General features: G+C 34.6%; 9 protein-coding genes. 5 read left to right on the top strand and 4 right to left on the bottom strand.

Annotated elements, in window-relative coordinates; translation table 11 throughout:
* Positions 1-46 precede the first annotated feature (46 nt).
* Entirely contained in the window at positions 47-2,122 is a 2,076-nt protein-coding gene (locus tag BTA34_RS02640) for a TonB-dependent receptor domain-containing protein (RefSeq protein WP_151434383.1), read from the top strand.
* 16 nt (positions 2,123-2,138) lie between these two features.
* Entirely contained in the window at positions 2,139-4,508 is a 2,370-nt protein-coding gene (locus tag BTA34_RS02635) for a TonB-dependent receptor (protein ID WP_151434382.1), read from the top strand.
* A gap of 245 nt (positions 4,509-4,753) precedes the next feature.
* Here BTA34_RS02635 and BTA34_RS02630 read toward each other — a convergent pair whose 3' ends face one another.
* Both BTA34_RS02630 and dsdX read right to left on the bottom strand, forming a co-directional pair.
* Positions 4,754-6,082, bottom strand: coding sequence for a D-serine ammonia-lyase (locus BTA34_RS02630; RefSeq protein WP_151434381.1), 1,329 nt, complete (start codon positions 6,080-6,082; stop codon positions 4,754-4,756).
* Positions 6,083-6,094: 12 nt separating this feature from the next.
* Complete coding sequence (gene dsdX, locus BTA34_RS02625; protein ID WP_151434380.1) at positions 6,095-7,432, bottom strand: D-serine transporter DsdX; 1,338 nt, start codon at positions 7,430-7,432, stop codon at positions 6,095-6,097.
* A gap of 223 nt (positions 7,433-7,655) precedes the next feature.
* Here dsdX and dsdC point away from each other — a divergent pair, with 223 nt between their 5' ends.
* The 3 genes from dsdC to BTA34_RS02610 all read left to right on the top strand — a co-directional run bounded on the left by dsdC (position 7,656) and on the right by BTA34_RS02610 (position 10,571).
* Positions 7,656-8,600 (top strand): DNA-binding transcriptional regulator DsdC, encoded by a 945-nt coding sequence (gene dsdC, locus BTA34_RS02620; RefSeq protein ID WP_151434379.1) that lies wholly within the window; start codon positions 7,656-7,658, stop codon positions 8,598-8,600.
* A 205-nt stretch (positions 8,601-8,805) separates the two neighbouring features.
* Positions 8,806-9,573, top strand: coding sequence for a hypothetical protein (locus BTA34_RS02615; protein ID WP_265576162.1), 768 nt, complete (start codon positions 8,806-8,808; stop codon positions 9,571-9,573).
* Positions 9,570-10,571 carry a nucleotidyl transferase AbiEii/AbiGii toxin family protein gene (locus tag BTA34_RS02610; RefSeq protein WP_265576161.1) on the top strand — a complete coding sequence of 334 codons (1,002 nt, stop codon included), beginning with the start codon at positions 9,570-9,572 and terminating at the stop codon, positions 10,569-10,571. Before BTA34_RS02615 ends, BTA34_RS02610 begins: the two co-directional genes overlap by 4 nt.
* Here BTA34_RS02610 and BTA34_RS02605 read toward each other — a convergent pair.
* Together BTA34_RS02605 and gss are read right to left on the bottom strand one after the other, a co-directional pair.
* The gene (locus tag BTA34_RS02605) at positions 10,568-10,921 is read right to left on the bottom strand and encodes a hypothetical protein (RefSeq protein ID WP_151434377.1); all 354 of its coding nucleotides are present in this window, start codon (positions 10,919-10,921) and stop codon (positions 10,568-10,570) included. The two genes, BTA34_RS02610 and BTA34_RS02605, sit on opposite strands and share 4 nt — an antisense overlap.
* A 94-nt stretch (positions 10,922-11,015) precedes the next feature.
* Entirely contained in the window at positions 11,016-12,893 is a 1,878-nt protein-coding gene (gene gss / locus BTA34_RS02600) for a bifunctional glutathionylspermidine amidase/synthase (protein WP_151434376.1), read from the bottom strand.
* Positions 12,894-13,294 lie beyond the last annotated feature (401 nt).

Below are 13,294 nucleotides of genomic sequence, written 5' to 3'. Positions count from 1 at the left end.
ACAAAATGTTATGTTATAACATTTTAAAATAAAGGAGGTTATCAAAATGAAAAAATCGGTTTTAAGTTATACAATACTTTTTATTTCAATAAGTTATTCTTTATTTGCGAATGCAAACACCGCAATAAAAACAGAGGAAAAACCACAAAGTGAGATATTAAAGGTTTATTCAACGCCTTTACAAACATCAGCAGAAAAAATGGCAACACCTGTTGCGGTTTTTACACAAGAAGATCTACGAGCTAATCGTAGTGCATCTATTGCAGAAACATTGACATCTCTACCTGGTTTTCATGCCAGCTTTTTTGGTGGAGGTTCAGTACATCCGGTTATTCGGGGAATGTCAGGAAATCGAGTCAAAGTATTACACAGTGGTAGTGATCTTATGGATGTTTCATCTATTGGTGCAGATCACGCGATCACCAGTGAACCTTTTTTAAGCCAACGTATTGAAGTATTAAAAGGATCTGCAACATTACTTTATGGCGGAGGTACGATAGGTGGCGCCATTAATGTTATTGATAGCAAAATTCCTATGTCAGTGCCTGAAAAAGGCTACGACGGCGAATTACAGTATCAATACGATTCCGTTTCTAAGGGAAATATAGGGGCAGCCGGATTAACATTAGGACAAGATAATTTAGCTCTGCGTATTGAAGGCACTAAACGTTATCAAAGTAATTACAACCAACCAGCACCTTTGCATCAAGGAGAGTCTCGCCGTTTAGCTGGCTCTTATCAAGATAACCAATCTGCAAATATCGGTGCATCGTGGATCTTTGATGATGGTTATATTGGGATTGGTTATGGTGAACAACATCGCCGATATGGATTACCTGGCCATACTCATTTTCATGATCATGAGGAGGAGCATCATCACGTTTCTACTCGCCCTCCTGTAACCGGTCATCATCATGATCACAATCATGAATACCCTGATGAACAACATGAACATGGCATTCCCTATATTATTATGGAGAGTAAACGATGGGATCTACGTGGTGAAAAAAGTAATCCATTTGCCGGTGTTGAATCGGTACGTTTCAGTGCGGCCAGAACCCATTATCATCATGATGAAAAAGAAGGTCATGAAGTTAGTACCCAATTTAAAAACAAAGGAGATGAATTAAGATTTTCTTTCACACATCAACCTATTTTAGGCTGGCGTGGTGTTATTGGTGGGCAATTTAATCAACGTGATTTTAGTGCTTATGGAGAAGAAGCTTATGTACCATCAACAAAAACCAAAAATCACGCCCTCTTTTTATTAGAAGAATACCAATTAGGTGATTTTCGCTATGAATTAGGCTTTCGCCAAGAGTGGCAATCACTGTTAAATAGAGAAACGCAAAAAAACAATAAGCAGAATGCATCTTCTATTTCTGCTGGATTAGCGTGGAATTTTACACAAGACTATTTTTTAAATTTATCACTATCACACACGAAAAGATTACCGGTAGCAGAAGAGCTTTACGCGAATGGTGTTCATGCTGCAAGTCGAACTATTGAAAAAGGCGATCCTAATTTAACCGCAGAGGCAGCAAATAATATTGATATTGGAATAACTAAAGTTACAGGTGATATTCAATTCAATATTAGCTCCTATTATAACCGTATTAATAATTATATTTACGGTCAGTTTACTGGCACTGAATTAAATAATGGCTATCGTTCATTACAATATGTTCAAAATGATGCACAATTTAAAGGTATAGAAGGCAATATTGATTATTACTATAACCAAGATAGCTTAATTGGAATTTCTGGTGATTATGTTAGAGCAAATTTACTGCATAATAAGGGAAATATACCAAGAATACCGGCTTATCGTTTAAGTACTTATATTAAACATAGTATTACAGATAATTTAACTGGACAAATCCGTGTTGACCATTTTGGAAAACAAAATAAAACGGCAGACTATGAAACACCAACAGATGCTTATAATACGGTTAGTTTAGGTAGTGAATACATTGGTTATTTAGATCAAACCCATTATACCTTATATGCCAAAATTAATAATATCTTTGATGCAAAAGGAAAAGACAGTACTTCTTATATTAAAGATGAAATGTATTTACCGGGTCGTAATATTATCTTAGGCGCAACTCTTACATTCTAAGTATAAAACAATAATTATGAAAAAAAGTAAATTCTCTATTATTTTACTTATGCTTTTGTCGTCTCCTTTATATGGAAAAGAGAATAATAAAGATAAAAGCAAAGAAAAAGAACTACCAAACGATGTTATTACTGTTAAAGCAGCATCAATAAAAAACAAAGAGACATTCTCTTCATTGTTACTGAATAATCGGGAAGAGATAAAAGGAAAACAACTTGAACAAATAAAGTCCAATACAATTGGCAATACCGTTTCAAAAGTCGCAGGAGTACAAGCAGAAGGTTTTGGCCCTAATGCCGCAAGACCTGTTATTCGTAGCATGTCTGGAAATAGAGTGGGTATTTTAGTCAATAACCTTCCTATTAATGATATTTCATTTATTAGCGGGAATATGCCTATTCCCATTGATATGAATAGAATTAATGAAATATCGATCAGTAAAAACTCTGAAGCACTGCTTTATGGCGGTAGTAGCAGTGGTGGTGCAATTCATTTGTGGGATGATAGGATAATGACACAGTTGCCTGAAAAAGCGATTTCAGGTTCCGTGACATTTAATGGAAGTACCAATAACGGTAATGGTGGATCAGCAAATATTAAATTCAGTAATGAAGAAAACTGGGTGTTTAATATTTCGGGGGCCACTAAACGTGTTACTAGATATAAAATTCCAACACATTCTAAAGCAGCACCTTGTTATAGCTATCAGCAACTAAAAAGTCACTTTGCGTTACGTGATCAATGCCAAGTTGATATGAAAGTATTTACCAGCCGCAATCCTGAAGCTTACCCTTACATTAGTGAGTTTTGGAAAAAATACAAAGTTGAATATGAATTAAGCGAAGATGATAAATATACTTTTAAAGATAAAGATTATTTTTCAGGTATTGGCTATGTTGATAATGAAGCTAACTCACAATATAAACCCGGTAGCCCCACATCCATTGAACATGTGACACCACCCAAACATTATGTTGATAATGATAATAAAGAAATTCCTAATAGCTTTTTAAAAAGTCAAAGTGGTAATGCATCACTCTCTTATATTGGAGATGATAGTTATTTAGGTCTATCTGTTACTGATTTTCAAACATCTTATGGTGTACCGGGATATGCCTATCTCACGTCGAAAACGACACGAGAAATGTACAAACCTATTTCGGTTTCAAACCATAATCGACGAATAGATATACAAGGAAAACATTATCACTTAACGCCTTTTTTAAGGGACAGTGCTTTTTATTACTCTTATTCTGAATCGAAAGATGAAGAATTGGTGGGGCAAATTGCATCATCGATATTTGAGACAAAAAGCCACCAATTAGCCTTGGAAACTGCACACACCCCGCTCTTTAATCGAGTAAATGGTGCTGTTGGAATTAACGGTAATTATCGTGATCTGAAAACGTCTGGCTATGATGCTTATTTACCCAGTGTATTAACCAAAGAATACGGGATCTATTGGGTTGAGTCGCTAAATTTATCTCCTTTTGAAATTACTGCGGGATACCGTAAAGGCTATACCCATCATCATTTAAATATTTCCGATAATTATAATAGCGGTCGAGGACAAGGCTCCAATCTGCAAAATCGTCATTTTGATACAAGTGCAAATACACTAGCCTTATCTTTTACCCCAGTTGATGAATGGACATTAAAACTACAACAAAATATTGCTTATCGAGCGCCAGAAATTAATGAGCTTTATACACATGGTCCGCATTATGCTTATTTAATTGAAGAACAGGGAAAGAGTGAATTTAATACCGAAAAAAGTAAAAGTATTGAATTATCATCTGTTATTGAGATAGGTAATTTCTCTAATAAGATTAATTTGTATAAAACAGACTACAGTGATTTTAAATTTAGACGATTAACAGGAGTTAGCCGTGGTGGGGTTACCGTTATGGAATGGGATGAAACGGATCTCGAAACAAAAGGATTAGAATACGAATTTAAGTATTTATATGAAATGCCTCACGAGCATAATCTTACATTTACACTATTTGGTGATTTTGTTGAAAACAAAAGTAAAAGAAAGCTCTTTATTGCAGGTAATTATTTGCCTAATCTTCCCAATGAAAAACATGGTATTAGCCTTAATTACCAGCATGGTGAATTAACTGCATTTAGCACTGCGACTTACTATAAAAAACAAAAAGAAAGTGGTGGATTAATGTATGGCGGGGATATTACCTTCCCTTCTTACACATTAGTTGATGCCGGTATTGGTAAAAAATATCATCTTGATAAATTAGATGTTTCTGTTGATTTTATTATTAATAATCTCACCAATACAGAAGCAAGACCGGCATCTTCTCAATTAAAATATTTAGCCCCATTACCGGGTCGAAACTATGGGGTAAATGTCAAAATTGATTTTTAATACCTTCTAATTTAGCAAGATATAAAGTAAGCGAGGCACCCAATGGGTGCCTCTTTTTTTATGATTATAATACTACGACATTTTCCCCTGGTGTGACATCCTGGTGTGAACGTTTGATGTAACACTTGGTTTAATCCATTGTTACTATATTATTGTTTTATATAATAATTACTGGATACTCGTACTGCTCCCTTTTATTTTATAGGGAACGATAAAGATAAACCTTATCGCCCCTGCTCTACGCTCTATTTTCCTTGAGCGAGATATTTTTGCATTTCATCTGCTGGAACCATACCGCCACCCGTCGCCCATACTAAATGCGTTGCATTTTGCATTTTTTGACTGTCTAGTGATAAACCTTGCAGATAATCTTTAGCTTGAGCGACATGTACCGCCCCCTTCATTCCAGCTAAAGCCGAAGGTTCTAATTTAATTCCTTCTTCTTTATTTAATAAACTGAGTAAGTCATAAAGCTCTTGGTCATCAATAGTGTAATAACCATCAATTAAGCGCTCCATTGCTCGCCCAACAAAGCCTGATGCACGACCAACAGCAAGACCATCAGCAGCCGTTATGTTATCAATACCAATCTCTTGTACAGAGATGCCTTCGTGTAATTGGGTATAAACACCCAATAACATACAAGGTGAGTGTGTTGGCTCTGCAAATAAGCAGTGTACTGCATCTCCAAATGCCAGTTTTAGCCCAAAAGCAACACCACCAGGACCACCACCAACACCACAAGGCAGATAAACAAACAGAGGATGTTCACTATCAACACGAACACCTTGTTCTTCAAATTGGCGTTTTAAACGTAATCCAGCTACCGCATAACCCAAGAATAATGTTTTTGAGTTTTCATCATCGATAAAGAAACAGTTAGGATCTTTCTCTGCTTCTTTACGACCTTCTTCTACCGCAATGCTGTAATCTTGTTCATATTCAACAACATTAACGCCATGAGAACGTAATTTATCTTTCTTCCACTGACGTGCATCAGCAGACATATGAACACTCACGCTAAAGCCTAATTTCGCACTCATGATCCCAATAGACATACCTAAGTTGCCTGTGGAGCCTACAGCGATACTATATTGGCTAAAGAATTCACGGAATTTGTCAGAAAATAATTTTTCATAATTATCCTCTGTACTTAATAATCCCGCGTTGATCGCCAATTTTTCAGCATGAGTCAGTACTTCATAAATCCCACCACGCGCTTTAATTGAACCTGAAATAGGAAGATGACTATCCTTTTTCAAGCGCAATTGACCGCTAATAGGTGTGTTATAACGCTTTTCAAGAGCAACTTTCATCTTAGGAATATCAACGACTTCTGATTCGATAATTCCTTGAGTAACCGCTGTTTCTGGAAATGCTTTCGCTAAATAAGGCGCAAAACGTTGTAGTCGTGCTTGTGCGTCAATTACGTCATCTTGCGTTAAACCAACATATGGAAGTCCCTGGTCAGTGGTGGTCACTTTTGGGTTAAACCAAACCACTTCTTTTAAGTCCACTAAGTCACGAACTAGTGGAAAATTACTTATTAATTTATTTATATCTATATGGTTCATAGTCGTTCTCTTTTATATGACAAAAGAAAGCATAAATGTACCGCCTAATGCGACAAAGGAGGCAATAAAGGTCGCGACACTGTAAAAACGAAAAGTTTCACTTAAAGTTGCATTACAATACTGTTTCACTAACCAAAACAGTGAGTCTGTGACGATGGTACAACCAATAGCACCTGAACCAATTGCTAATGTAATAATTTCAGGGCTAATGTCTGGGTATAAAGGCATTAATGGTGCAACAATTGCAGTAGCCCCCATCATTGCAACAGTTGCAGAGCCAACAGCAGCATGAAGGATAATGGCAACTAACCAAGCCAATAAAATAGGATGCATATCTAAGTTAGAAAGAATTAACGCTAAAGATTCACTTAAACCACTGCCTTTTAAAATGCCGTTAAAAGCACCACCCGCACCAATAATTAATAAGATGTTGGCAATAGAGCTAAAGCTATCTTCTGTTTTCTTCAATAACGTATTCATGCCCATATTACGGCGAATACCTAATATATAATAAGCAACAAAGGCAGCAATGAACATCGCAGTAATTGGATTACCAATAAACTGTAATGCAGTATAAATCGATGTGCCTTTAGTCATATTTAATTCTGCGGCTGTTTTTATCAGCATCAGAACAATAGGTAATAAGACAGTAAATAGTGTGGCACCTAATGAAGGCAAATCTTTTTCTTCACGAATTTCCATATCAGAAAATTCTTCAGGCACTGTTTTAAATGGTAAGCGTTCGCCTAACATTTTTAAGAATAAAGGGCCACCAACTAAAGATGCAACTAAACCAACGGCAAGACCCGCAACAATAACGGTTCCCATATCTGCCCCTAATTCATTAGTCACGAATAGAGCCGCAGGATGAGGAGGAACAATACAGTGAACAGCCATTAATGCTGTACATAATGGAATAGCTAATTTTAATAATGAAGTATTTGTTTTTTTCGCAATAGAGAAAGCAAGGGGAATAAGTAATACCACACCCACTTCAACAAAGAGTGTAATACCACAAATAAGACCAACCAATACCATAATAACGTCTGGAGATAACCAACGGCATTTTTGTAATGTAATACCGATGCGTTCTGCGGCACCTGATATTTCCATCATCTTACCAAGGATCGTTCCTAAACCGATAATTGCTGCTAAAAATCCTAATGTACCACCAATACCGTTTTCAATCGCATTTACCATTTCTAAAGGATTCATCTTCATTGCAGTACCCACAAAGAAGCTTGCCAATAGTAAGGCTAAAAACGGATGAAACTTAAGTTTTATTATAGTAAAAACAATGAGCAAGATACTAATTATAAGAGTACCTAGCACCCATAATGTTGAATCCATATATCCATCCCAAATATTTTATTTATTGTTATTCATATTGAATATTAATCATTCCTGACTTACAAATGATGAAAATTTACACTAAGATGAAACCAGTTAATTCAAATAAGTGATCAACAACACAAATAATCACATTATGATGAATAGCAGCATGGTATTTCATCTTAACATTACCTTGATTGTTAACTCACGTTACTATTAATAACAAAACGAGAATAAAAGAATGTTTGAATCTTCTAGCGTGATTTTAAGAAATAAACGATTATCCAGTTATCAATTAGCAAGACTTCACACTTTTGAAGCAACAGGTCGCCATCTTTCATTCGCTTTAGCGGCAGAGGAACTGTCATTAACACCCAGCGCCATTAGCCACCGTATTAATACATTAGAAGAAGAGTTGAGTATTAAGCTATTTAACCGCTTTCATCGCCGAATAGAACTAACAGAAGAAGGTGAACGAATTTATTGGGCGCTTAAAAAAACGCTAGAAGATATTAACCAAGAAATTTTAGATATTCATAACCAAGAAGTCTCAGGCATTCTCACCGTTTATTCACGACCTTCTATCGCCCAATGTTGGTTAGTTCCTCGTATTTCAGATTTTACTGACCGTTACCCATCGATTGAATTAAATTTACTCACAGGAAATGATGATATTAACTTTCGAGGTTATGGTATTGATCTCGCAATCTATTTTGATGATAAGCAACTGCAAAACCTTTATTGCGAAGATTTAATTTCAGAATCTATTATTCCTGTATGTAGCCCAGAATACGCAAAAAAGCATGAGCTTATTGGCAATATTCACCATCTTTCTAATTGTACTTTGCTACATGATAGGCAAGCTTGGAGTAATAACTCTGATTTCGACGAGTGGCGAGCTTGGAACGAATATATGGGGCTTTCTCTTTTTCCTAATCGTAGTAATATCTGTTTTGATCGCTCTGATCTTGCCGTTATTGCTGCGGCTAACCACTCAGGCGTGGCTATGGGAAGAAAACGTTTAGTGCAAAAACAACTGGCTAGTAAAGAATTGATTATTCCTTTTGATAATAGCGAGCTGTTTTGTGCTCAGCGTTATTATCTTGTCACTCGAAATGAAAAGAATAATGCAAAAGTACAGCTTTTCATTCAGTGGCTGAAAAAACAAATCAAGGAAAGTATGTGATTTTTTTAAGGAAAATCTGATGAAAGAGATGACTTAGCAACTATAATTATATTTTGATATATTAATAAATTGAGATAATAATATAAATTGAATAATTTTACTTTAGCAGAAATAAATTATAAAAATTATATTTAATTAACTGTATGAGTATTGATTTTTAAAATCAGAAAAACATAATACCTTCTAACGTTGAGGAGGTTTTCTTATGTCTATTGCAAAAAAAGTAAGAATAAAAATAAGTCGAATGACACCAGGAACTGTATTCTTAGTAAACGAATTTTATTTTTATAAAAAAGCTAAAAATGCCACATTAAAAGCTATTGCAAATTATATCAAAAACGACGAGCTAAAAAGGCAGTTTGGGTATTTATATCGATTAGCTAAAGGTTTATATTATAAAGAAGAAAAAGGTATATTAGGAAAATTACCACCTTCATATCACGCTGTTTTATCTGCACTTCTTATTTCAAAAAAACAGCAAGTCGGGTTTATTGCAGGGCATGCCCTTTTTAATCAAAAAGGTTTATCAACACAAATACCTACAGTCACTACAATAATTACATCTAAAAAAACACCTTCTTTTATTAATCTCCGAGGAATTAAAATAGAGATAATAAAACAAAAAGAGATCAAAAATGAAAATATAAAGATAAATGAATTCGCATACATATTAAATAATATAGAAAAAATTCAAGATATAGAGAGTGAAATTATTATACATTCGATTAAAGAATATATTCATCTAATTTCATCTGATTATAAAAAATTTGATCTACTTTATAAAAAATTGAATTATAAAAAAACAAAAGCATTATTGGGCGCACTAATGGAAGAATATCTAAAAACTTATGATGTAGACATAGAAAATTTAATTTGGAAAGTAAAAAATGACTTAAACCAAAAGAGTAAATATCACTTTAATAATATTTCTAATTATATCACCTATAGAAAAAACTGGAATATTGTATTTTGATACTACATAAAAATGAACACCGTTCTCTATTTATTGAAACAATAAAAAAGACATCCGAAGAATTCAACATTCCATCATCTTATGTAGAAAAAGACTATTACTTAACAAATGCGTTATTGAGAATATCAAAATCTATTTATTGTAATAATGTTATTTTTAAAGGTGGAACATCTCTATCAAAAATCTATAAAGCAATTGATAGATTTTCAGAAGATATTGATCTTGCCATCTTACCTAATACAAATTGGAAAGATGCAAAGATAAAAAAAATCATCAAAGAAATTATTCATCTTGCAACAATAGACTTAGAAGATTCTGGAGAAAAATTTAATAATGGCTCAAGGTTTAGAAAAAAACGCTACAAATACCCCAGAATTGATAGTTCTGAATTATTAGGCGAGGTTAAAGATACATTACTCTTTGAATGTAATGCTTACACAACACCTTCCCCAATAATAAAAAGAAATATTCGTTCATTAATAGCTGAATGGGCAATAGCATCTGAGCAAAATCACTTAATTAATACCTATCAGTTAAATGATTTTCCATTCTTAGTACTTTGTTGGAAAAGAACATTTTGTGAGAAAATTCTAGGATTACTTACAGCATCTTCAAAAGGTTTACTTAAAGATAAAGTAAGACATTTTTATGATTTAACACAGCTAAACAGAGTCCAAGAAATAAAACGTTTTATCAATTGTGACAATACATTCTTTGATTTGCTCTCAATTTCAATTGAAAATGATATGACTCATTTTGAAAAAGAAAAACTATCGTGGATCACAGAAGATCTCAGTAAGAATGAACTCTTTTTAAATTTTAGTCAGATTTGGGATGCAATAAAATCCTCTTACTATGGAGATTTTCAAAAAATGATCATTTATAAAGAAAATATGCCAACTAAAAATGAAATAGAAGATACCTTTATGTTAATAAAATCAAGGCTCTACTCTTATTCTCAATCATCTTCTTATCTCAACTTAATAGCAAAATCCTAACTCAAACATCGATAAGCATCATATTCTCGGTAATAGTTAATTTCTTCAATAACCCACTGCAACGTTTTTTGTTGTGCTTGTTGTGTTTGATAAAATAATGCTAAATCACAAACCACCATCCAGCCGTGTAAATTTTTATCTTCAACTGCCTTTGGCATTTCCATATCATCGTCATCAAGGTAAATCTCATCATCAGGTAATTCTTGGATGTAATCCCAAGGAATATAATAAAAAATGGTCTGCTTAGGATGACTATTCCAAGTTGCAATCTCAGTATAAATCCATTCATTTGATTCAAGCATTGAAAGTGATGCAAGCAATTCACTCAGGGTTTGAAATTTTTTTATCATTTACTTTTCCCCTCAAATGCTACTTTTATTTAAAATAAACCCGCAATTAGCGGGTTTATTAATTATTAATTATTAATTCTAAACGTCTATGATCTTATTTAGCCAAAAAGTGTTTATCTTCAATCACAATTAAAGGTTCAATATCACTCTCTTTTTTAATAACTAGAGTAGGGTCTGAACGTAAACAACAACCGCCATAATGCCCACCCACTGTAAAGGTGCAAACTTGGATATAACGATTTGCTACTTTTGGTAAACACCATAATTCTTGATAAATATTTTCTTGATGATCAAATTGACCACTGGTTTCATCTAACACGTTATCTTTATGATCGACTAAACCAATGTTATTACCACAACGCCCCGCTATCGGTTTAACCGCATAACCACTTTGTGTAAGACGAGGTGTCACTGTGAAATCCGTATCTAACAAATAAGGGTTATCAGGGAACAATTGCCATAAAATAGGTAGAATCGCTTTATTACTAGGAATAAGAGTCCAAAGAGGCTCAAAAACGGTAATTTCAGGACGTAAAAGCACATCGACCAAACGGACTTCGCCTTCAGGATGCCCCGTACGAATAGGGATCAGTGCTTGTTGCTCACTCTCTTCTCTTAGTTGGTCTAACGCCGTTTCCCAAGCCCATGTTTTCCAAACACATTCAACAACACGCTTGTCTGCATCAATCAATTGCCCACGACTATTCCAATGAAGTTCATTTAACCCACGCAGAATTTTACTGTTATAACCTGCTTGGGTCAGTGACTGTTGCATAAAGAGAGCGTGATAATCTTCTTCACTATCATCATCTTGAAGAATATGCACAAAAGGTTTTGCGTCACAGTGCTTCCAAGCATCCGCTAATGCATCAAGTAAGCGTTCGCCGGGGTTAAAGCCCTCTTTAATTCCACCTTTTTGCGCCCATTTTTCGATAATTAAACCAGCTTCTGTATGGCAAGAGGCTGAGTCAGCATTATATTCATAAACTTTGACACCTCTTTCATCCATACAAAAATCTAATCGTCCCGTGATCATTTGATGGCGTCTGTTTTGCCATGACAAACGAATACGAGGCCACAACACTTCAGGGATATCGAATAAACGCAGTAGCTTATCGTCTTTCAAGACTTTTTCAGTTGCATGCAAATACATCAAATGCATTTCATTACTTGCGCGAATAAGTTCCTGTTCTGCACTTTCTGAAATGGTGAAATATTCATAGCTATCTTGATTGATAATATGACCATGTTGCGCAAGGACATAAGCTTTTTCTAGTGGCGAGCTTTCATCTAACCATTTGCCATCTAATTGACCTTTATTATCAAGCTGTTCGGCATGAATATTTAATAGTTCTGGTGTAATTTTAGGTTGAGGAAGGCTATAAGCATTAGGCTCTGTTTGGATCATCCAACCTAATAGCGTTGTATTATCAAAAGTATCTTGAATAAAGTAACCGTTATCCGTCACTTTAAGCGGTAATTCTCGAGTCCATTGTTGCCCTGCGGGTAATCGAGTATGGATAACATTTTGCTCTGCAATACGAATTTTATCTTCAAGCACTTCAGTAATAACAGCAACATGCCCTGTTACTTTAAATTCGCCACCTTCTTGCCAAATCAATAAAGCACCCACTGCTGGTGGTTGTTTACTACCATTTGCAAAGGCTTGTAATGGCAATATATCGTCATCGATGGTTTTACGTAAAAAACGCAGTGAGAAGATCTCATAAGCCATTCCCACATCAGTAAATACAGCGCCATAATGCAAATAGAGAAAACGGCGAGCAAACTCAACACACTGCCACTTGTGCCCCATATATTCATTACCAATATAACTACGGAATGAATCATTAGCGGCATAGTCTTCTTTATCAATACTGCTGTAATCTGAAGAGTAAATCGCGACACCACCAGGCGCATAGCCTAGCAATGTTCCAAATGGTTCATGACGAATGATATCTTTTACATTCATAATCTCGACCTTGACGATAAATAGATAACTACCCTGCAATACTTATAATCTGTATAAGTATTATAGATAACAATCTTAACGCTGTAGACCATCAGAAGTGAATGTAATTTTATAAATGACAACAAAATGAAAATTGTTGTTTGAGTTTGATACTCGTTTAAGAAGGGAAATCGCGATGAGATAAAAAAAAACTCAAAAATAACCCATTATAAAAAGCCTATAAAAGGTATTTTCGAGCATAAACACAGTCAAAGAGGGTTTTATCTTTTTTGTTGTAACTGCATTATTTACTCTTTATTAATCATAAATGCGAGCGCAAATAACAGATAAAATGGTGTTTAGGCAATATATAGCACTGTTTATCAAAAAAATCTCGACTATCCTGCTAGGAAAAAGCAGGA

This window comes from Proteus sp. CD3 (genome assembly GCF_008808075.1).
GTDB classification, from domain to species: domain Bacteria; phylum Pseudomonadota; class Gammaproteobacteria; order Enterobacterales; family Enterobacteriaceae; genus Proteus; species Proteus appendicitidis.
This window is presented reverse-complemented; position numbering and strand designations above follow the sequence as displayed.